The organism is Paenibacillus sp. 2TAF8, from assembly GCF_052114825.1.
Taxonomy (GTDB): domain Bacteria; phylum Bacillota; class Bacilli; order Paenibacillales; family Paenibacillaceae; genus Paenibacillus.
The window spans coordinates 124,540-148,033 of record NZ_JBFRFN010000002.1 but is presented as its reverse complement, the minus strand read 5'-3'; the positions used below and the strand labels follow the sequence as shown (position 1 = coordinate 148,033).

Below are 23,494 nucleotides of genomic sequence, written 5' to 3'. Positions count from 1 at the left end.
AAACTGTAGCAATTTATGTTGCAATAAGATGAAACTTTCTGTTTACAAAGAAGAAGGAACGTGAGGTACTCGCATATGATTGCAAAAACGGAAGAGGATTTTAATAGTTTAAAAGAAATTGGCAGGATCGTTGCTGCCATCCGCGATACGTTGGTGGAACGGACGGTTCCGGGTGTTACGACCAAAGAACTGGATGACTTGGCTGGGGAGCTGTTCGAGAAAGAAGGGGCCATTTCCGCACCCAAAAGTGAATATGACTTTCCTGGTTTTACATGTATTAGTGTCAATGAGGAAGTGGCTCATGGGATTCCAGGGGATCGGGTAATCAAAGAAGGCGATATCGTCAACATTGATGTTTCCGGCTCCAAAAACGAATATTTCGCAGATACAGGCATCTCGTTTGTGGTTGGCCAGGGAGATGAAGTTTTAACGAAAATCTGCGAGGTAGCCAAACTCGCTTTTGAAGCAGGTTTGAAAAAAGCGAATCCTGGATCTAAAAAGAGCGGCATTGGAAAAGCGGTATTCCTGACAGCCCGTCAGAATGGATTAACTGTTATTCGTAACCTCACAGGACATGGGGTTGGTCGTGCAATACACGAGGCACCGGATCATATCTATAACTACAATGACACATCCGATGATGAGTTGTTAAAAGAAGGTATGGTTATTGCATTTGAACCCTTTATTTCTACTTCCGAAGAAGAAGTGTATCAAAAAGGGGATGGATGGACGTTTGCTACCAAAAACAGTTATGTAGCACAAATTGAACATACGATCATTCTATCCAAAAAGGGTCCAATCATTATTACTTTGTAATGGTATAGGGCTTTATATGGGTTTGAGAAGTTATGCATAAAAGCCGATTCCACTTAAGGAGTCGGCTTTTTACTTTATGGTAAACATGTAATGGTAAACACGAAGGCAAAGTGAAGAAATAGCTCAGTGTGCCAATAATATTAGCATAAACGAAAGATTTGCATGTCCATGAAACGAATTAGTGAGTAACTTTTTCAGAAACGGGTCTGTTCTGCAAATAAATCTCCATATCCGGACTGGAGCCATTCACAATCTGATCAGTAACAATCTTCGCGAGAACTCCGTTATACACGGTTCCGTTATCGCCGTATGCCATAATGACATAACAATGCGGATAGGACTCATATTGTCCGATTACCGGCAAGCCATCATGTGTTCCGCCGTAAAAAGCACCTAAATAATAATCCGGTTCTACCTGAATATTTGGGAAAAGCTTGTTAAACTCGTGAATCAGTTTATCCTTACTAGCCAAAATTTTGGAATCCCTCGTCTCGGCGTAGGCCGTATCCTTATCCATGCCACCGATAATAATCCGGTTGTCCGGGGTCGTGCGCATATAAACATACGGACGTGCCGTTTCCCAAATCAATGTACGCTTGTACCATTGATCTAATTCGGAAACCGGCTTGGTGATAACAGCATAAGAGCTGGACAGTGTGGCATTTTTCTCTACTTTAAAGTCTTTGTCTTCATATCCAGCCGCAATAATCACATGTTTCGCACGAATCTCGTGGCGCTCTTGGGTATAAAAAACAGCCGAATCATTCTCAAAACGTCTACCCGAAATCTCGGTTTCTTCATAGATTCGAACACCTTCTGATTTTGCTTTCTCGAGCAGTCCATAGACAAATTTTAACGGGTTCATCTCCGCATCATCATGATAATAAAGCGCAGCTGACTTAGAGAAGGGATATACGCCGGATATATGTTGCTCATCCCAAAAATCCACATTAAAACCGTGCTTTTTGAGAAGTGCATATTCTTCTTGTAATGCCGGAATATCTTCCTGGTAGCTCGCGTAATACAAGCTATCGCGCCTTATAAAATCAGGCGTGATCGGAAGCTCGCCGCTGATCTGCTCGATATGATTAATCGACTGTTCGCACAATTTAAGATGACGGGCGGCTACGTCTTCACCGAACGTATTCTTCAAAGATACAAAACTCTTTTCCCCGGCATATTGAATCAATGCCGTATTGGTACTTGTGCTGCCTTCTCCAACCTTCCGCTTGTCCACAACAACGACCGATAATCCTTCATCAGCTAAAAAATGAGCACACTGTGCACCCGAACTGCCAGCACCGATGATTAGAACATCACAAACAATATCCTCTTCAAGCTTCGGGTAGGAAGGAGGGATTGTTACCGTGGTTGGCCAATATAACTTACCGCTCTGCAGATCCATGTTGAATCTCTCCTTAGATATATTCGGTACGTAGTATAAGCACTTTGCCGGAAGTCAATGCAGAGAAGACAATTCTTGCGATTGAGAGCAGCATATGAACATGTTGAGCCACTGAAGGGGTCTTTAGATATCAGCGAGATCAACGATGAAGGACGACTTAATAAACATTTTTGTTTACAAAGTGACTTACTTATCCTATATTAAAGATACATCTGCAGGTGCATTTTACTAATATTTCAATATTTATGGAGGTGTCCGTGACAAACGAGAAACCAATTGGCATTTTTCATCGACGTTACAGCGCCATGACCATTGGCATCATGTTAGTATTAACCACTTCGGCATTCGAAGGGCTCGCGATAACAACCATTGCTGCCAAAATAGCTCAAGACATGCAGGGAATTCATTTGTATGGTTGGATTTTCAGCGCGTTTTTGTTATGTCAGCTTGTAGGAACACTGGTTATGGGCCAGCAAGTGGACAGGCGAGGTGTATTCACTTCCATTCTTATATCTTTTGCTATTTTTGTGGTGGGGACAATCATTGCTGCGACATCCATTAACATGTATATGCTTATTGGAGGAAGAGCCTTTCAAGGATTTGGAGCTGGAGCTTTAATTACATGTGTCTATGTGTGTGTAACATTATACTATCCGGAAACGCTCCGAACTCAGATTTTGGCAGCTTTTTCGATGGCGTTTGTTCTGCCTTCATTAATCGGGCCTTATTTTGCAGGAGTTCTTGCTTCTTATCTGTCTTGGCGGTTTGTTTTCTGGATCGTTATCCCTTTGATCGCACTTGCTCTTCTGCTTACATATCGCTCGTTTCGTGATCTGCAGCGCAATCAGCACATTATAGAAAAAGCACGAGCAGTTGACTCGAGAACAGGTCAGGCCATTTTATTAGCTATTGGTACGGGATTGTTATTGGCAGGTCTTGGTATGATTCCAAACTGGCAGGGCATAGTTCTATCGATCGCTGGATTCATAATCATGATACCGTTCATGCACAGATTACTGCCTAAAGGAACATTTCTAATCAAATCCGGTTTACCGGCAACTTTAGTAACAAGAGGATTGTATGTGGCTTGTTACTTTGCAACCGAGAGTTTTGTTATTCTGGGTTTGACTGAGATGAAGGGGTTATCGGCAGAAACTGCCGGACTACTTGTCGCAGCAGGCTCATTAAGCTGGTCTGGAGCAGCATGGTTACAAGCCAGATTGGATGTAAAAGACCATGGTGATGGGCGAAAGCAGAGAGTGATGTATGGAATTGTCATAATGATCGTCGGACTTATGCTCGTGATGCTAGCTTTATTTTTGACGGATATCGGAATCGCGCTCATTCTCCTCTCACAGATTATTATTGGTTTTGGTGTGGGTCTGGCTAACCCGACTACCGCGGTCCTTGCTTTACAGTATGCGGAGCTTGGACAGGAGGGAAAGATGTCTGCCAACCTTCAGTTTGTCGATTCTTTTTATGTGGCTGTAAGCATTGGTGTAAGCGGTTCATTGGTTGCTTTAGCCAAAACGATGGGATGGGGCATATCAACAGGGATTCTGATGGTACTGACGCTTCAACTTCTATTGGTTATACTGAGCTTTTTCTCATCATTACGGATTGCCGCTGTTACTTCTCAATCAAATCAGCCCGCTGGGCAAAAAATAGACACACTTCCGATGTAAACAAACAACCGGTCAGACCAGATACAGATCGGAGGCATATTACATTCAGGAGGTGCGCACAATGGCGCGTGTATTAGTTGTCATTACTCCGGCTGAAGGCCATGTAAACCCATCCCTTGGGTTAATTACAGAGCTAGTCAAACTTGGGGAAGATGTAGTTTATGTCTGTGTAGAGGAATATCGTTCTCGGATTGAGCAAACGGGGGCTAAGGTCATGACCTTTCCTTTTGCGGAGGATGCTTTCTCACATGAACCTACACTCAAGCCATTGGCGTATCGGCATCCCTATCAATTCATACACATGGTTACTTGCGGTATCATTCCCAAAATGATTCCGGAGGTGCTTCGTTTGATAGAGCATGAGACGTTTGACTATTTGATCTACGATTCACTGATGGGGTGGGGAGGCCAAATTCTCGCTGAGAAATTAGGAATTCCAGCCGTATGTACGATAGCTTCTTTTGCTTCCGTTGAGCCAGCAAGCATAGAAAACGGGGAGGATATCGATACACAGGAACTATATGAAGCGATTATAAATACAGCACAAGAAATAGCAGCAACTTATAAGGTCAGCCTGCCTGCTGTGGAGGAAATGATGGCACATAAAGCTCAATTAAATATTGTTTACACCAGCCGTTTTTTTCAGCCGCGGGCAGAAGAGTTGCATGATCGTTTTCTGTTCACGGGTTCATCGATTATTCCGCGGGAAGATGCTCCCGAATTCCCATTTCATCTTCTTCGTGAACGTCACACCAAGACGGTATACATTTCAATGGGAACCATACTGAATAAAAACCTGGAGTTTTACAAACTGTGCTTTGATGCATTAAAAGATCAGGCTGTAAATGTTGTTTTATCTTCGGGGAAATACACCGATATTACATCCATTGAAGAAATGATTCCCGATAACTTTATTGTGAAGCCTTATGTTGCTCAGATTGAAATATTGCAGCATGCAGACGTTTTTGTTACCCATGGAGGCATGAATAGTGTAAGCGAGGCATTGTATTTCGATGTTCCACTTGTCATGATTCCCATGACCTCAGATCAGCCCTTTGTTGCGGGTCGCGTAAAAGAACTTGGAGCTGGGGTGGTATTAGATCAACATCACCTGAGCGCAATTCAATTACAGGATGCGATTATGGAAGTACTTCACAATTCCATCTATAGAGAGCAGGCACATCTCATCGGTAAATCTTTAAGAGAAGCTGGGGGCTATACCCTTGCAGCGGCGGCCATAATGCAACAATTTACCAAGGTATAACTGCACTCCACCTCTTATACTCATATAACAGGGAATAAACTTAATGTGAATACAATAACCCCCTTACTTCATTCCTTTCGAAAGAAGAGAGGGGGCATTTTAGAAAATCGCTATAACACTATACAATAAATATCAGGACGCGATGAAAATCGTTTACTTACCCTTTTTTAAAATATCGAAAATCACTTTGGCATTATCAGTGTTATCTATTAAGCCGGAGAAACGCTGACTTCCCGGGCCGTAGGCATACACGGGTACATCTTCACCTGTGTGACCACCTGTTGTCCAACCTGTGAACGAGCGGTTATCAATAATGGCTTCAATGGCGTTATCAATTTTGGTAACATCCGTACCTTGAGCAGCGTCTTTCACGGATTGAAGTTCTTCAGCTGTCAGCTCAAGTTTAAGATATTTTTTCAATGTTTCGTCCACAGAAGTTCCTTTGGCAATTTGTGCAGCCATGAAATCAGGAGTACGAAGCGCAGCTTTAATTGGGTCTACGAAGAAATTGTATTCTCCATCTTTACCAAGTGTAAGCCCACCTGTGGAGTGGTCAGCCGTAGCGACAACTAGGGTTTGTCCGTCTTTTTTAGCAAAATCAATCGCTGCCTTGAAGGCTTTAGCGAAATCTTCCATCTCACTCATCGCACCTACGATATCATTATCGTGTCCTGCCCAGTCAATCTGACTTCCTTCGACCATAAGGAAAAATCCTTTTTTGTTCGTTTTAAGGCGATCGATAGCCGAATTTGTCATCTCAGCCAGTGAAGGCGTTGCGCTTGTGCGATCAATGAACTTGTCCAGTCCGCCGTCCGCAAACAGCCCGAGAACTTGTTTGTTTTTGTTAGCGAGCAGAGATGAACGGTCCGTTACATAACTATAACCTGCTTTTTGAAATTCTTTCGTGAGATCACGATCTTTACGTATGAAGTTGGTTTTGCCGCCGCCAAGCAGTACATCTACTTTATGTTTTCCGTTAATCAATTCGTCGTAGTAGTCGTTTGCAATAGCATCCATATTTTTACGGCTGATATCATGGGCTCCAAATGCCGCTGGAGTAGCATGGGTGATTTCCGAAGTGGCAACCAAACCTGTTGATTTACCGATTTGTTTGGCTTGTTCCAATACCGTTTTAACTGACTTTTGATTCGTGTCCACCGCGATTGCCGCATTATACGTTTTTACACCTGACGACATTGCGGTTGCTGCAGATGCGGAGTCCGTAACGTTTTGTTTGTCATCATCGGGATAGGTCATTTGAGCGCCTACCAGATAAGGATCAAACACCGTTTTTTCCATAACCTTCGTTTTAGGATTATCTTTCATGTAACGATAAGCGGATGTATAAGACGTTCCCATGCCATCTCCGATAAGGAAAATGATATTTTTGATTGGTTTTTTCTCTGTTCCTGCGGCTTGAGCAATGCTTGCTTGTCCAGGGGAAAGAAGAGTGGAGGCTGATACAGCCAGGGTTAGTGCTAATGCAGGCAAAGCTTTTTTGGAAAATTTCAAAATAGTTCCTCCTCATTTTATCTTTAATATGAATGCATGAAGCTTTGTTCATTTGTTCATCCTTAAGAAGATTATCATTCATTTGTAAATAAAAACCATCACAATTGTATGAGGAACGTAAAATAAATGTACAAACCAAAAATGTTACAAAAACAATTCAAAGGACCAAAAAACGAATAAATTCGCATTTCCATCCCTTATAGTTCGTAAATACTGTGAACAAAGCTCGAATTCCATTGACATCTTGTGTTATTTTTAATAGAATTCGAAATGCACCTCAGATTGAAAACAAAATTCGTTTCTTTATCTTTACATTCGGAGCTTTTCAGACCCTAATGACGAATATAGGAGCTTGAGATTTCCAATCCTATAGGTAATTAGGATTTTTGTTTTTAGCTGTGAGATTTTACAAAGACAAAATGAAAGTTGGAGGCTGGCTTTACGATGGACAACTGGTTCAAACTGAAAGAAAGAGGCACCACCGTTTCAACCGAAATTATTGCTGGTATTACTACATTTTTCACGATGGTATACATAGTGATTGTGAATCCCGGAATTCTCAGTGGTACGGGAATGAGCTTTAACGGCGTATTTATTGCTACGATTCTGGCGAGTATTGTGGCAACATTGATTATGGGACTGTGGTCCAATTATCCAATTGTTATCGCTCCGGGCATGGGGTTAAATGCGTTTTTTGCTTTTAGTGTTGTACAGGGGTATGGCGTAACTTGGCAGACAGCACTTGGCGCTGTGTTCATTGCGGGTATTTTATTTATTATTTTATCGCTTACCTCATTTCGTTACATGCTGCTGGATGCGATTCCGGCAAGTCTCAAACACGCGATTACCGCAGGAATTGGATTGTTTATTACAACAGTAGGTTTGCAAAATGCAGGCATCATTGCGAATTCAGAATCCAATCTGATTACACTTGGCAACTTGGCACAACCTATGACGTATCTGACGCTTATCGGGCTGATCATCACCGTTACGTTGATGGCCTACAATGTGAAAGGTTATCTGTTTATCGGAATGGTCATCACCGCGATTATTGCGTGGTTCATGGGACTGTTCCAAATGCCTGCATCCATTGTAGCGATGCCGTCAGGACTCGGTGAAACTGCGTTCCAAATGGATTTGGCGGGTGTCTTCTCCAATGGACTGTACACGATTATTTTCACGTTTTTGCTAATTACGTTATTTGATACTACAGGTACCATGCTTGGTGTGGCAGAGCAAGCGGGATTACTGAAAGACGGTAAATTCCCACGTTCCCGTGGCGCATTACTCGCTGATGCTGTGGGTACCACCACGGGTGCAATGCTCGGAACAAGTCCAACATCGGCTTATATTGAGTCCAGTACGGGTGTAGCGGCAGGGGGGAGAACAGGACTGACTGCGGTAACGGTAAGTTTATTACTCGCCGTAACCTTATTTTTCAGCCCAATCGTAAGTGTTATTTCCAGCATCCCGGCGATCACATCTCCGGCGCTGATTATTGTAGGTTTCTTCATGATCAGTGTGATTAGCAAAATGAACTGGAGTGATCTTGAAGAGGCATTCCCGGCATTCCTGATCATAATTCTGATGCCGCTGACGCACAGTATTGCAACAGGGATTGGAATCGGCTTTATTTTCTATCCTGTGCTCAAGCTGCTTCGGGGTAAAGGCAAAGATGTTCATCCGATTTTTTATATTTTTGCAATTCTGTTCTTCATTCAACTTGTCTTCCTCGACCACTAGGAAATAGTATTAAACATGGCAAAGAGAGCTGCTTGTATATAAGTAGTTCTCTTTCTTATATACTGTTAATGAAACAATATAAAATGAATGATTATTTACACAGAAACGGAGAGGATAGAAAAAACCTGGAAAGCGGAGCTAAAAGCTTTCTGAAAGAAAGCTACATCGGAAGCATAAGCTTAGCCTTTATCCCCAGATTTTTCCCTTTCGAAAAGGTAATCAAGAAAATCTGGGGATAACCGCTACTCTCTAGGTTATTCTGTCATCGGAGTGCTTGTGTAAACCAATTCAACTTATATATGCCAGTTCATATTCCGTTCACATTGGCGTCACGATGGCGACATCTTGCCAGATTATACTGTTGATAAGTCACCAAGACAGTTACACAGACTAAGGACGGGAGAAGATGAGAGTGGAAGAAATCGTAGAGATTAAACCAACAGAGAAGAAACGCGGCAAGAAACGCAAGTTATTCTTAAAAATATTCGGGGGAATCATCGCGGCTCTCGTGTTATTTATGGGCATTTTATTTGTGATAAATGTCATTAGCAATGGGATGGAAAAGAAAAAGATAGAATCCTATGGACAGTATGTACAAGTGGATGGCAAAAACATGAACGTCTCGATCCAGGGCAGCGGAGAAAAGACCATTGTGCTTCTGCCGGGGCAAGGAACGCCATCCCCTGTGTTAGACTTCAAACTTTTAATTGATGAGTTAACTTCAGATTATAAAGTGGTAACGATTGAACCATTTGGCTATGGATTAAGTGATCGTACAGACAAAGAGCGTACCTCTGAAAATATCGTCAGTGAAATTCATGACGCTGTCGAGCAGCTTGGTCTGAAGCGTTATATTCTCATGGGACATTCCATTACAGGACTATACGGCGTGTCTTATGTGAAAAACTATCCCGACGAAGTGATGGCCTTTATCGGTATAGACAGCAGTGTGCCTAATCAGCCCGGCATGGATGCGAAGCTACCTCTGAAATTGATGCAATTTCTTCAAAAATCAGGGATGATGCGTTTCATCAAAAATATGAGTGCAGATCCTTACAAATCTATGGACTATGATGAGCATACCATAGAGCAGATGAACCTGATCTCGAATCAGGTGTCGAGCAATTCGACCTTAATGAATGAGTTAAAAAATCTGGGTTCTAACTTCAAAAATGCAGAGAAACTGACCTATCCTCGCCACTTGCCGATGTTGCTCTTCGTTCAGTCCAATAATACAGCGAATCCAAATTGGATACCGCTGCATGAGGAGCAGATCAAACAATCCGATCAGGGTAAAATGATCCCGATGGAAGGCTCACACTATTTGCATCATACAAAGTACAAAGAAATTGCTGAAGAATTCAAAGCTTATATGAAGAGTGTTCAATTAAAATAAAGTAAATCAAATAAAGCAAAGAAAAAGAAGTACCTATAACTCCCACACTTTGTTTAAAGAGCGGTGCCAAACCTGGTGCCGTTTTTTGGTTATCACACAGTTTACATTTTTGTTCAATTGATCTTGAGGGAATAAGTTGAGACGTCACGGAAAATCTTCTAGCTCAAATGGGATATTAAGGGTTATTTGTCATTGGTTTAAGCTTTTCAATATCATTTTTATTAAATATATATCTTCCCTTCGCATTGAAAGATATAATAATTCCTGAGCAAGTAAAATTAGAGTTTGTCCAAAATCAAGTGTATTCGGAGGTAACGATCAGCATGAATATTCAGTTTGGCACTCCAGCCACTTATTGGGTTGAAGCACTACCTATCGGTAACGGTAAGTTGGGCGGAATGGTCTTTGGCGGTATCGAAAAAGAACGCATTGCATTGAATGAAGACACGTTATGGTCAGGCTACGCACAGGATTGGAATAACCCGGAGGCACGCGAAGTATTGCCTCAGATCAGGGATTTAATCGCCCGTAAACAGTATGTAGAAGCAGATCAACTTAGCAAAAAAATGATGGGGCCTTTTACACAATCGTACCTGCCATTTGGTGACCTGGAGCTTGTAATGGAGCACGGGCAACTGTGTGAACGGAGAACCTATCAACGTAAGCTTGATTTATCTACAGGTATTGTAAGCGTTTCCTATGAAATAGGAGGTGTGCGTTATGACCGAGAGGTGTTTGCTTCCCATCCCGATCAGGGTATCGTCATTCGTTTAACCTCTAGCAAAGAGGGCGCATTAAACTTCCGTACTCGTCTGAGCAGCCCACTGCGACACGAAACTTCTGCTGCGAATGCTCAATTTGAACTGTCCGGAACGGCTCCTGAGTATGTATCACCTAACTATCATGATGTTGAAGTACCTGTCCGTTACGGAGATACGGAAGCAACACGAGCAATGTCTTTCCATGGAAGACTCGCTGTATCTCATACCGGAGGTTCACTTCATTCAAGCAATAGTGGACTGCAGATCACCGGTGCAACAGAAGCTGTGATTTATTTTTCCGGGGCTACGAGTTATGTTCCTACAGGTCAAACCAAGGGTACTGTGACTGCTCCGGATGTTAAAACGGCGGACGTCATTGGGGAGATTACGACACGTACTTACAATGATCTACTTCAACGTCATGTACAGGATCATCAAGCGCTGTTTAATCGTGTGCAATTGCACTTGGGTGAAAGTGTTGCTCCACAGGACATGCCTACAGATGAGCGCATCGAGAAATACGGAAGCAGTGATCCAGGGTTAGTCGAGTTGTTGTTCAATTATGGCCGCTATTTGATGATCGCCAGCTCCAGACCAGGCACAATGCCGGCCAACTTGCAGGGCATCTGGAACCAGGAAACACGCGCACCTTGGAGTAGTAATTATACGTTGAATATTAATGCGGAAATGAACTACTGGCCTGCGGAAACGTGTAACATGGCTGAACTGCATGAGCCGTTGCTTGATTATATTGGAAAACTTGCGGAGAACGGACGGAAAACGGCTGAAGTAAACTATGGCGCTCGAGGCTGGGTAGCTCATCACAATGCGGACATCTGGGGACAAACAGCTCCTGTTGGCGATTATGGCGTCGGAGATCCGGTCTGGGCGCTGTGGATGATGGGCGGCGTATGGCTGACACAGCATCTGTGGGAGCATTATGCCTTCTCAGAAGATAAAGAGTTTTTGCAGGAAACAGGTTACCCGTTGATGAAGGATGCCGCTTTGTTCTGTCTGGACTGGCTCATTGAGAATAAAGAAGGACATCTGATCACATCACCATCAACGTCGCCAGAGATGAAATTTGTAGTTAACGGAGAGCATGCTGCTGTTAGTGAAGCAACCACAATGGACATTTCACTCATTGCCGAGCTGTTTGATAACTGCATTCAAGCAGCAGAAGTGCTGCAAACAGATGCGGAATTCGTGGAAATCCTACGAGCGAAGAAAGAACAGCTCCTGCCTTTGCAGATTGATGCTCAAGGTCGCCTTCAGGAATGGAGCGAGGATTTCACGGAAGAAGATCCGCAGCACCGCCACGTATCCCACTTGGTTGGTGTATTCCCGGGACGACTGATTACACAGAAAAAATCACCTGACTTGATGAAAGCTGCCCGCACTTCACTGGAAATTCGGGGGGACGGTGGTACAGGCTGGAGTCTTGGCTGGAAAATCGGTTTATGGGCTCGCTTTGGAGAGGGGAACCGTGCTGAACAGCTCATCTCCAATTTGCTAACACTCGTTAAAGCTTATGAGCCAAGCAAACATGAGCAGGGCGGAGTGTACGCAAACTTGTTTGATGCTCATCCACCATTCCAGATTGATGGAAACTTTGCGGCAACCGCAGGTATTGCCGAGATGCTGCTGCAATCGCACCAGGGATATCTCGATTTCCTGCCAGCTTTGCCTGAACGCTGGTCAACAGGTTCGGTTAAGGGGTTAAGAGCAAGAGGCGGATTTGAAGTTAGCCTTCGCTGGGAGAATGGCAAGCTGATCGAAGCAGAAGTCCTCTCGCATACGGGCAACACATGTTATTTGCAGGCTGAGCCTGGCTTGAAAGTATATCAAGGAGATCGTGTTGTACAAACGACCTCTGAAAAAGACGATCAAGTTAGCCTGCCAACGCAAAAAGGGCACACTTATACCATTTCATTTGAATAGAATGAACTTGAATTCTAATGTCGTTCGTGTGAATTACTCATATTCATAAACTTATTCGCCTTCGGAGCAGTATAATTCAAGAGATGAAACCGCTGATCAATGAAGATCAGCGGTTTACTTTTAAACAAAATTGAAAAGTTAACTGTTGTAATGAAAACGGTTTTATGCTATTTTGAATGTATAAAAACGTTTTAATAGCAAAGGAACCTGAATTTATGGGAAAAATCACAATTAAAGATGTTGCACGGGAAGCCGGTGTCTCGATCTCTACGGTTTCGAATGCCTTAAATGGTGTGGATGTACTGAATCCGGAAACGAAGTCCCATGTGCTCAAAGTGGCGGAACGTTTAAACTACATTCCCAATCTGAATGGGAAACTGTTGAAGTCAGGTCAGACAAAAATGCTTGGTTTCTTCACGACAAGTGTGTCGGGACCGTATTTTTACAAGTTAGTCGAAGCCATGTCGCGTGAGTGTGACCGTCTTGGTTATGGTCTCAATGTGTTTGTGACAAGAGATAAACATGTTATTATGAGCAATATTCTGGGCAGGCGGGTGGATGGCGTAATCATCTACGAAGAGCTTCGGATTGATGAACAGGATATTCTGTCGATGGAAAAAGACAAGATTAAAGCCGTTTTCCTGGATCGTGTGTATCAAAGCGAGCGAATGGGAAGTGTTATTTTTGATTCCTACGAGGCAAGCTACGAAGCCACCAAATATTTGATTGGGCTGGGTCATAAAAAAATTGCCTATATCTCTGGTGTAGATGAGATGTTTGACAGTGTACAGCGTCGGGAGGGGTATCTGGCAGCCCTTCGAGAGTACGAACTTCCGGTCGATGAGGATTACATTATTCAAGGGTATTTTGAAGAAGAGGCCACTTACAGTGCTATCAAGTCCTTCATTCATAAGCACCCGGGCAAGTTACCAGATGCATTTCTGGCAGGTAATGACTTGAGTGCAATCGGATGCATTCAAGCGTTGAAATCCCATGGTTATGAAGTTCCGAGTGACATCAGCGTGGTCGGATTTGATGACATCGATATCGCTCCGTATTATTCTCCACCGCTAACAACGGTTCGGAATCAGATTGCAAGACAGGGGATTCTGGCTATCACCCAATTGGTCAATATGATTAAAGAACAGGAACAAGGGACAGCGCAAAAGCTTGCAGGGGAACTTGTGGTACGAGGTTCAAGTCATGTAAGAATAAACCGGAGAGATGCACGCTAACAAAGGTTGAAGCACTCCTCGGTTACTTCTTTTATTTAATATTACAGGGGAGGGAGCTTCCGGAGTGAAAATAAAAACGTTTTTATGAAGATGGAACAAATGAAATGTATTACATGAAACATACAGAGGGGAGCAACGAAAGATGAGTCATCTGACGACCACTACAGTAAGCAGGCAACAGCAACCTCTAAAACCTGGCGGCAAATTGCCGTTGAAACAACGATTCAAAGCGTTTTGGATTGATTTTGCCAGACAATGGGAGATCCAATCCATGGTTCTGCCCGGCATCCTGTTCATGATTGTCTTCTGTTACATACCGATCTACGGATTAACGATTGCGTTCAAAAATTACACCGTCATTGACACACTGTCCAGTGCTCCATGGGTGGGGCTGGATAACTTCAGAATCATCATGTCAGACAAATACTTCTGGGATGCCGTTGTGAATACGCTGGGCATCAGCTTTTTGAAGCTAGGGATTGGGTTTGTCATTCCGATTATTCTGGCCATTATGATTTACGAGCTGAACAGCGGACGATTCAAGAAGTTCGTGCAAACGGTTTCATATCTGCCTCACTTTCTCTCATGGATCGTGCTGGGTGGTATGCTCATCACCTGGTTCTCCACAACCGGCTTGTTCAATGAACTATTGCTTGGTCTTGGCATCATATCACAGCCGCAAAACATATTGCTGGATGCTGGCAAGTACTGGTGGATCGCCACGTTATCGGATATCTGGAAGGAAGCTGGTTGGGGAACCATTCTGTATCTCGCCATCATGTCCAAGATCGATCCCACGTATTACGAGGCCGCCAAAATTGATGGAGCCAGCCGGATGCGTCAGATATGGAATATCACCTTGCCTAACATGAAATCCATTATCAGTCTGAATCTGATCCTGACGGTCAGCGGACTACTCGGTTCGAATCTAGATCAAACGCTGGTGCTCATGAACTCACAGAACCGCGAAAAGGCCGAAGTCATTAATTCCTATGTCTATCGCATGGGGATGTCGCAAGGTGACTTCTCGTATGCTACCGCAGTAGGTTTGGGTGTTTCCATCATTTCTGTAATACTTCTCGTCACTGCAAACAAAATTACAAGCAAGCTTAATAACAACCAGTCTGTGCTGTAGAAGGAGGTTCCCTCATGAATGGAAAAGCGGCAAAAGAAGATCTGGACAGCCGGATTTTTGATACGCTCAATATCATTTTTTTAATGATCTGTACCATCGTCATTATCGTTCCGCTCTGGAATGTCATCATCTCGTCCTTTAGTTCAGGCAAAGCACTCGCGGAAGGAGGATTCATCTTCTGGTCACCCGAGTTCTCGCTGGAAAACTACCGAGCGGTGTTTAATGATTCAAACATCTGGCAGGCATTCTTCATCTCTGTGTCCAAAACCATGATCGGTGTCGTGACACATGTATTCTTTTGTGCCATGGTCGGATACGGGCTGAGTAAGAAATACCTAAGAGGACGTAAATTGTATGTAGCCATGGGTGTAATTACAATGTTTTTCTCCGGCGGCATGATTCCAACCTTTTTGCTCATCAAGGCACTAGGTCTCCTGAACAGCTTCTGGGTGTATATTATTCCGGCATTATTCAGTTTCTTCGATGTAGTCATCCTGATGAATTTCTTCCGTAATGTACCGGATTCACTGGAAGAGTCCGCCAAGATGGATGGGGCTGGAGACTGGCATATCTTCCTCAAAATCTTTATTCCGCTATCCATGCCGGCAATGGCAACCATCGCTTTATTTAATGGGGTAGGCCAGTGGAACGACTTTATGACGACCAAACTGTATATCACAGACCAATCACTGTACCCGTTACAGATGATGTTATATGAAATTATTGTGCAATCCCAGACACAGTCCATGCAGAACGTTGGCGGGTCTGTCGTGATCGAAACAACAACCAAAGGAGTGCAACTTGCCACCATCGTCATTACCACGTTGCCAATTGTGCTGATCTATCCTTTGTTGCAACGATATTTCATCTCAGGCATGATGCTTGGAGCTGTTAAGGAATAAAACGATAGATTCACATCAACGATTTATATTCGACTACGAGGGGGAAAACACATGTTTAATATTCACCGGGTTCTGGGCAAAAGAGGAGTTAAAGGTTGTGCAGCATTACTGACAGCAGTGTTAATGGTTACGGGATGCAGCGGAGGTTCCGATGGATCGAGTGAAGCAAACTGGGTATCCATTGAGAATCGTTATACGGTTGATCCGGAGAAACCAGCATGGCAGCTCGATAAAAAAGAAGAAGTGACTGATCTGACCTGGTACGTCAATGCAGACTGGTGGAATACCGATTTTGGTAAAGATATCGTCACCAAAAAGATTAAGGAAGACTTGAACATTAACATCAAATTTATTACAGGCGATGATACCAAATTAAACACCTTTTTTGCTGGCGGAGATATGCCTGACCTGCTGACGGTGTTTGATTCCAATTCGCAAGTCGTGAGCAAAGCATCGACCTGGGCCATACCTCTTAATGATTTGGCCGAGAAATATGATCCGTATTTCAACAAGGTCGCGGCTGCGGACACGATGAAGTGGTTCCAGCAAGCGGATGGCAAKACCTACGGTTATCCGAATTATTCCAACACACAAGCGGATTATGATAGCGGTAACATTCCAGCAAAGACTGCATTTATCATCCGCAAGGATGTATATGAAGCATTAGGCAGTCCAGTCATGGGAACGCCGGAGCAATTCCAGAGTGTGATGAAACAGATCAAAGAAAAGTTCCCATCGCTCATTCCGTTTGGCTTTAACGCCATCGGCGGAGGTACCGGTTCACTTGGCGATGCGTTACAGGATTTTATCGGCGTACCCCTGGAGACGGCAAACGGAGAGTTCTATGACCGCAATCTGGATGAAGATTATCTGACTTGGCTGAAAGCATTAAATGCCGTGTACAGAGACGGCAATATTAGTGATGACAGTTTTGCGGATGACGGTACAGCCTTTGAAGAAAAAGTGAAATCCGGTAAATATGCGGCGATGCTGCTCGACGGTACACCTCAGCAAGGTGGAAATCTTCAGATTTATATGAGTGATAACGAAGGCAAAGAGTACATTGCTATTGATGGGCCTCAAAGTACCAAGGGCAACGCACCGACACTGAATCAATCCGGTATTACAGGTTGGATGATTAATTTCATTTCCAAGGATGCCAAAGACCCGGCCAAAGCGATGCAGATTTTCACCTATTTGCTGAGTGAAGAAGGTCAGATCCTGATGAACTATGGCGTTGAAGGAGAGACGTTTAAGAAAAAAGCTGACGGTACAGTTGAATTACTTCCGGCAGTGAAAGACATGCAATTGCATAATGCGGATCAATTCAAGAAGGATTATCGCCTGGGTGAATTTATGTTCTTCGGTCATGACCGTCATAAGGCGCTGAGTGCCGATGCCTTTCCCGAGGCCATTAAACAAATGCAAGCGTGGGGCAAAGGCAAGCTGACACCTCATTTTATTCTGGAAAATATTAATCCAAACCTGGGAACACCGGAAGCTCGCGCTTTGTCCGCCATTAACACCAAATGGAACTCAACACTGGTAAGCATGTTGCGTTCAAAGGATGATGCCTCGTTTGATAATGCTCTCGCGGCATATCAATCTTTCCTGGAAGAAAACCGCTGGGCTGACATTGTGAAGATCCGTAGCGAGAAGATGAAGCAGAATAAAGAGAAATTAGGCATGCAATAATGAGGAGGCTTCCGATGACAACATTTAAAATATTCAAAACAACGGGGGAAAGTGATCTGTTTCGTCTCGTTAGCCCCGAGGAATACAATCCGATCAAGTCTATGAACGCTGATTCGTCGGCCGTAACCGTACAACTGGATGAGCGTCAAACGTACCAGGAGATGGATGGGTTTGGAGCGTCGTTTACGGACGCTGCGGCATATCTGATGAATCAAAAGATAACAGAGGAACAGCGGACGGAAGTGATGACGCGCCTCTTTGATCCAACAGAAGGAATCGGCTTGTCGGTGATCCGCAACCCGATGGGTGCTTCGGATTATGCCCGCACGGTATACAGCTATAACGATCTGCCTGACCAACATACAGACCCGGAATTAACCGGATTTAGCATTGCACATGATGAAGCGGATATCATTCCGTTAACGCAGCAGGCGCTTGCACTGAACTCCGAGTTGAAACTGTTTGCTTCGCCGTGGAGCGCGCCCGGCTGGATGAAAACAAGTGGTTCCATGATCACTGGCCAGTTGAAGCTTGAGTGGTATTCGGCATATGCCGAGTATTTTGTAAAATATATTCAGTCATATGCAGCTCATGGTCTGCCAATCTATGCAATCACCCCGCAGAATGAGGCTTTATATGAGCCTGGACATTATCCGGGTATGCTGATGCCTGCTGAGGCGCAAGCAGATTTTATTGTCAATCATCTCAAGCCAGCGTTTGTACGCAACAACCTTGACACCAAAATCCTCTGTTATGACCATAACTGGGATCGTCCGGATTATCCGTTGACTGTTCTGGAACAAGCGGGAGAAGCCGTGGATGGAGTGGCATGGCATTGGTACGGGGGAGATGCTTCAGCCCAAACCAAAGTATACGAAGCTCTTGCGGGAAAAGAAGTGCATTTCACCGAAGGTTCCGGAGGGGAATGGATTCCACCGTTTGAACAAGCATTCTCCAATGTGATTCGAACAGGCATTCAGATACTGCGAAACTATAGTAAGTCACTCGTTTTATGGAATATGGCACTGGATGAACATAATGGCCCTACGGTGCCGGGTTTTGGGCAGAGCACGTGCCGTGGAATTGTGCAGATTAACCAGCAGACGGGAGAGCTTGTCTACACGCTGGATTATTACGCGCTAGCTCATTTCAGTGCTTTGATCCGACCTAAAGCGGTTCAAATCCAATCGGTGTCCAGCGACGCTTCTATATGCACAGTAGCTTTTCGCAACATGGACGGAAGCACGGCATTAGTACTGTTTAACGATGAGGAAGAAGGTAAACAGGTTAAGATTGAAATGCAAGTTCAAGAGAGCCTTGTTGTATACATGGAATCCAAATGTGCTATATCCATATTAATATCGAACGATTAAAGGGCAGAAGCTCGGCTATGACCTAATGGTTGTAGAAATGCAAACACCTTCCTCAGCATGTATTCATGTGATCTCGACATTCCTAGAGAGCAATAATGCGTACCATGCAGACCGCCAACTTTGGCGGTCTTTTATCTGTTATCTAATTTGAAGTTTATTTTGATTGTTTTTGATCATTTTCTAACCTTTTAAGGGGATTTCATGCATACAGTCCGAATAAAGTACAAGATAGAATACACCTGCCTCTAATCTTTAGGGGTAGATCGTGTATAAATAATCAACTTTGGAGGACTTCCATGTATAAACTGATGATTGTTGAGGATGAACTGCTCATGCGGGTTGGCATCCGTTCCATGCTGAATTGGGAAGATTATGGCTTCTGTGTGACGGCTGAGGCCAGTAATGGAAAAGAAGCATTGGAGCTTGCACTAGAAAAGATGCCAGACTTGATCATTACAGACATCAGAATGCCCGTAATGGATGGATTAGCGTTAATTAAGCAGCTATCCCCCTCGTTAAAAAGCAGTAAATTCGTCATTCTGAGCAATTTTGATGAATTAGATTATGTGAAAAATGCTTTAAAGTTTGGTGCCACCGATTACTTGATTAAAAGCGAAGTTAATGAGCAGTCGCTCATCCAGCTTTTGAAGAATATACGAGAGAAGTTGCAAAGTGAACAGCATCAATTAAACACCTTCCCCTATGTATCCTCCAATTATTCCAAGAGTATTCGTTATTTGAAGGATAGTTTTTTCGAAGATATTGTAAGCGGATTCACCCATGGAAATGAATTGCTTACCAAAGCAGAAGAACTCCATTTTCGTATCCAGTCAGACCAGCTGGTCGTCATCAAATTCATCGTTAATCATTATGAGAAGGTCAAATGCAAGTATATTGAAAAAGGGGAAAAGTTGCTCCGCTTCTCGATACTCAACATTATGGAAGAGGTCATTCCATCCCGGTGGGCAAAGGAGATTTTTGTGGAAAGCTCGTCTGAATACTGGGTAGTGGTTAACGTACGATCTGACCAGGATGCATATGCTGACCTGAACAAGCTTATTCGTAAAGTGCTCACTTCTCTTAAGGATTTTATGAATCTTTCACTTACGGCAGGAGTATCTTCGATTTGTTTCGGTTTTGTGTCGTTGCGGAAGGCTTGTCAGGAGGCAGAATTTGCGCTTAAAGAACGTTTTTTTACTGGTGAAAGCCAGATCCTGTATGTTGAGGAGGTACGTAAATCCCCGGGCAGGGAAGACGTTGAACATCTGCTGATTCCTCAGCAAGAACAACATTTCATGAAAATTTGTATGAGCAAAAACAAGGAGAAAGTCCGACAATTTCTTGAAGAAATCTACATTCGCCTGAAGACCGTAAGGGCGGACGAGAACAGTATCCGCAAACAGTACATTACGCTGCTCGAAACGATGCACGCCCATTTGCTGAACAGCACATCACGCAGCAAGCTCTCAGTAACTGACAAATCCCCCTATGAGATTGTCCTGAACGGGGAGCATTGGGAGGATATCCATCAGAATGTGCTGACTTATATCACGACGACATTTAGCGCCAGCTCCCAGGTCACACACGAACTCAAATACACAGACCTCGCTATAGACATCATCAACAGTTATTATGCAGAGGATCTTTCACTGCAAAGTGTAGCCAGTCAGATCAACGTGAATCCGTCCTATTTAAGTCGTTTGTTCAAGCAGGAAAAGCAGGAAAATTTCATCTCGTATCTGACCCGGGTTCGGATTGATCATGCGAAGGCTTATCTGCTCAGCAAAGAACTGAAAATATATGAGATTGCCGATAAAGTCGGGTATCACAACTACACGTATTTCAGTAAGATTTTCAAAAAGAACACAGGGCTTACGCCAGAGGAATATCGGGAACAGCAGCATGTGCATGCCATTCGGAAATAGAGGTGTGATGGATGAAATATAAGCGGCCTTTTCAGATTAAATACAAGATTATGGTGATCTGCATGATCGTCATTATTTTTCCTGTGTTCGTGATGACCATTAATTCGTACTATTCTTCCGAGCGGTTATTATCACAGAATTACAATACACTACTCAGTGATTTGACCAAACAGACGAACATTCGCATCGACGAGTTTTTGAAAGAAATCGAAAAGATCACCCTGCTCGCCAGCAACGGACTCAGTGACAGCTTATCTGCTACCCATGAAGGCAGTTTTCCGATCCAGGATTTTCTGCGTGTAAGTAATGAAGAAACCGAAATCGCGGCATATAACATATTAATGAATTACATCATGATGAAGGATCGTGTATTTTCCATTTATCTCTACAATATGAACGGGGGGCAAGACCTGTTTGTAAGTCCACATCAACCGATTGACAAGGCCTTCAATGTGAGAAATGAGCTGTGGTTCAAGAAGTTTATGCATGAGGACGAGCGTACGATCACGTTAACAACCCGGGTTGACAAGCAACTCGAAAATAAAGTACTGGCCGTGTCCCACGCACGAAAAATTCATGATGTAACAAACGGCAAATTACTGGGCGTGATGGTCGTTAGCATCGATATTAAATTTATCGAAATCGTCAATCGCAACTTGCAGGAAGGACTTCGATCCAGATTCATGATCATTGACGAAGACGAAAAGATTGTATATAACGTCAACGACCAGTTAATCGGCACCTTGTTTCGGGATAACGTTCGTCCATCCGAGGCAACCAATGTCGTGGTAAAGAGTCCGCTTAGTCAGCAGAAATGGACTACCTATGTTTATATGCCGCTGGAAGAGCTGACCGCCGATGGTAGAATACTGGGTAAAAACCTCGTAACGCTAGCGATCGTCATGTCACTTTTCGCTGCGGTGATCTCCATTTTCCTGTCCCACGTCATTACACGTCCCATCAAAAAGCTGTTAAACAATATACGTCTTGTCGAAAAGGGGCAGTTTGAGCAGGTGCAGGATATCCGCTCCCGTGATGAAATTGGTCATTTATCCACCCGATTCAACCGAATGTCCCATGAATTAAAACGAATGGTAGAACGCATGCAACAGGAAGAGATCGAGAAGGCCGCCGCCGAGATGCGGGCCTTGCATGATCAGATTAACCCACACTTTCTGTATAATACTTTAGGTTCAGTAAAATGGATCGCTTCCATGCAACAGGCCGACAAAATTGTAGATATGACCGATGCGCTGATCTCTATGCTCCGATATGCCACCAAGTCTGATGGAAGTCTCGTCATGGTTCGTGAAGAATTAAATCACATTGCACATTACGTGACCATCCAAAATGTCCGATATTACGGCAGTATTCAGATGAAATATGAGATAGATGAGAATCTGCTACATTATGCAATGCCTAAAATGATCCTGCAACCCATCGTCGAGAACGCCTTCTTTCACGGTCTGGCCGAGATTGAAGAGGATGGGGTGATCACGATTCGAATCGGGCCTCAGGAGGAAAATATCTGCATTGAAGTTTGTGATAATGGGACCGGAATGGATCAGAGTATGGTAAGAAGCTTGATGGAGGAAAAGCATGAAACAGGAAATGGAGGCCGGGGGATAGGCCTCTATAATGTACAACGGCGTATTCAACTTCACTTTGGCGAGCCGTATGGGATACAGGTGAAAAGCGAGGTCGGCAAAGGAACAACGTTTGCAATTCTGCTTCCAGCGATACCCTGTTTACCAGAGAACAAGTGAATGTGTGTTAAACAGCCTCATGAGAAGCCTCCTCATGTCACTTTAGCCTTTAACACTGCCGAGTACCAGTCCTTTAGTAAAATACTTCTGCAAGAACGGGTAGATCAGCAGAATCGGTATCGCACCGAGGAACATCTGCGCTGCACGCCCTGTTCTGGCATTCATCATGGATAAGAGCTGGGTGTAATCCGATCCGGATTTTAGCATCATCTGCTCAAAGCTTTGAAGCAGCGTCTGCAAATAGCTCTGTAACGGATAGTTGGCAGGATTGTTCATATAGATAATGCCGTCAAACCAGGAGTTCCAGTGACCCACAATACTGAACAAACCAACCGTCGCGAGCGCAGGTTTGAGAAGTGGCAACATGATGCGGATCAACACCTGCAGAGGGCCTGCGCCGTCAATGATGGCCGATTCTTCGATCTCTTCAGGAAGTCCACGAATAAAGTTCATCAGAATAATCATGCTGAACACGGGGAGCGCTCCTGGTAGAATCAGAGACCAGATGGAATCAATCAGTCCCATTTTCACTACAACGAGATAGGTCGGGATCAAACCGCCGCTAAACAGCATCGTAACGATAAAAAATCCCATATAAACGTTGCGCCCCATCACTTTCTGTTTGGTTTTGGATAGAGGGTAGGCTGTGAGCACAATTAACACCAGATTCACAAGTGTACCTAGAAACGTTCGCTGAATGGCAACCCACAGAGAGGAATAGAACGCGCCACCAGAAAGAGCAAACTCATACGCTTTGGTTGTGAACTCGACAGGCCAGAAGGTAACACTACCAGCCGATACCGCCGAACTGCTGCTGAAGGACACAGCGAGCAAATTCACAAATGGTAGCACACAGAGTAGCGAGATGGTCAGCAGGATGGTGTAATTTATAATAAGAAAGACACGTCTGCTTATACTTTTATCATAGATCATGCGAATA

At 43.9% G+C, this 23,494-nt stretch carries 16 protein-coding genes; 13 read left to right on the top strand and 3 right to left on the bottom strand.

Annotated features, from left to right (window positions below):
- Positions 1-75 precede the first annotated feature (75 nt).
- The gene (map, locus tag AB4Z30_RS02765) at positions 76-816 is read left to right on the top strand and encodes a type I methionyl aminopeptidase (RefSeq protein ID WP_441923081.1); all 741 of its coding nucleotides are present in this window, start codon (positions 76-78) and stop codon (positions 814-816) included.
- Positions 817-994: 178 nt separating this feature from the next.
- On the opposite strand, the gene AB4Z30_RS02760 is transcribed toward map, so the two are convergent.
- Positions 995-2,221 carry an NAD(P)/FAD-dependent oxidoreductase gene (locus AB4Z30_RS02760; protein ID WP_441923079.1) on the bottom strand — a complete coding sequence of 409 codons (1,227 nt, stop codon included), beginning with the start codon at positions 2,219-2,221 and terminating at the stop codon, positions 995-997.
- 320 nt (positions 2,222-2,541) lie between these two features.
- Here AB4Z30_RS02760 and AB4Z30_RS02755 point away from each other — a divergent pair, with 320 nt between their 5' ends.
- Positions 2,542-3,906 carry an MFS transporter gene (locus AB4Z30_RS02755; RefSeq protein WP_441924165.1) on the top strand — a complete coding sequence of 455 codons (1,365 nt, stop codon included), beginning with the start codon at positions 2,542-2,544 and terminating at the stop codon, positions 3,904-3,906.
- Between the two features lie 61 nt (positions 3,907-3,967).
- Entirely contained in the window at positions 3,968-5,170 is a 1,203-nt protein-coding gene (locus tag AB4Z30_RS02750) for a macrolide family glycosyltransferase (RefSeq protein WP_441923077.1), read from the top strand.
- Positions 5,171-5,323: 153 nt separating this feature from the next.
- On the opposite strand, the gene AB4Z30_RS02745 is transcribed toward AB4Z30_RS02750, so the two are convergent.
- The gene (locus tag AB4Z30_RS02745) at positions 5,324-6,685 is read right to left on the bottom strand and encodes an alkaline phosphatase (protein WP_441924163.1); all 1,362 of its coding nucleotides are present in this window, start codon (positions 6,683-6,685) and stop codon (positions 5,324-5,326) included.
- Between the two features lie 441 nt (positions 6,686-7,126).
- Here AB4Z30_RS02745 and AB4Z30_RS02740 point away from each other — a divergent pair, with 441 nt between their 5' ends.
- The 10 genes from AB4Z30_RS02740 to AB4Z30_RS02695 all read left to right on the top strand — a co-directional run bounded on the left by AB4Z30_RS02740 (position 7,127) and on the right by AB4Z30_RS02695 (position 22,554).
- On the top strand, positions 7,127-8,425 hold the full coding sequence (locus tag AB4Z30_RS02740; RefSeq protein WP_441923075.1) for an NCS2 family permease: 1,299 nt from the start codon (positions 7,127-7,129) through the stop codon (positions 8,423-8,425).
- Positions 8,426-8,831: 406 nt separating this feature from the next.
- A complete protein-coding gene (locus AB4Z30_RS02735) occupies positions 8,832-9,821 on the top strand; it encodes an alpha/beta fold hydrolase (RefSeq protein WP_441923073.1) in 990 nt (329 codons plus the stop codon).
- A gap of 323 nt (positions 9,822-10,144) precedes the next feature.
- Positions 10,145-12,523, top strand: a complete 2,379-nt coding sequence (locus AB4Z30_RS02730) for a glycoside hydrolase family 95 protein (protein WP_441923071.1) — start codon at positions 10,145-10,147, stop codon at positions 12,521-12,523.
- Positions 12,524-12,738: 215 nt separating this feature from the next.
- Entirely contained in the window at positions 12,739-13,758 is a 1,020-nt protein-coding gene (locus AB4Z30_RS02725) for a LacI family DNA-binding transcriptional regulator (protein WP_441923069.1), read from the top strand.
- 142 nt (positions 13,759-13,900) lie between these two features.
- A complete protein-coding gene (locus tag AB4Z30_RS02720) occupies positions 13,901-14,893 on the top strand; it encodes an ABC transporter permease (protein WP_441923067.1) in 993 nt (330 codons plus the stop codon).
- A gap of 14 nt (positions 14,894-14,907) precedes the next feature.
- Entirely contained in the window at positions 14,908-15,795 is an 888-nt protein-coding gene (locus AB4Z30_RS02715; protein WP_308721788.1) for a carbohydrate ABC transporter permease, read from the top strand.
- Positions 15,796-15,846: 51 nt separating this feature from the next.
- Positions 15,847-17,490: a sugar ABC transporter substrate-binding protein gene (locus AB4Z30_RS02710; RefSeq protein ID WP_441923065.1), complete on the top strand. Its 1,644-nt coding sequence runs from the start codon at positions 15,847-15,849 to the stop codon at positions 17,488-17,490.
- Positions 17,491-17,504: 14 nt separating this feature from the next.
- Positions 17,505-18,863, top strand: coding sequence for a glycoside hydrolase family 30 protein (locus tag AB4Z30_RS02705; protein ID WP_441923063.1), 1,359 nt, complete (start codon positions 17,505-17,507; stop codon positions 18,861-18,863).
- A 296-nt stretch (positions 18,864-19,159) separates the two neighbouring features.
- Positions 19,160-20,788 (top strand): response regulator, encoded by a 1,629-nt coding sequence (locus AB4Z30_RS02700; RefSeq protein ID WP_441923061.1) that lies wholly within the window; start codon positions 19,160-19,162, stop codon positions 20,786-20,788.
- 11 nt (positions 20,789-20,799) lie between these two features.
- Positions 20,800-22,554, top strand: a complete 1,755-nt coding sequence (locus AB4Z30_RS02695; protein ID WP_441923059.1) for a cache domain-containing sensor histidine kinase — start codon at positions 20,800-20,802, stop codon at positions 22,552-22,554.
- A 42-nt stretch (positions 22,555-22,596) separates the two neighbouring features.
- Here the strand turns inward: AB4Z30_RS02695 and AB4Z30_RS02690 are convergent, their stop codons facing one another.
- Positions 22,597-23,487 carry a carbohydrate ABC transporter permease gene (locus tag AB4Z30_RS02690; RefSeq protein WP_441923057.1) on the bottom strand — a complete coding sequence of 297 codons (891 nt, stop codon included), beginning with the start codon at positions 23,485-23,487 and terminating at the stop codon, positions 22,597-22,599.
- Between the last annotated feature and the right edge of the window lie 7 nt (positions 23,488-23,494).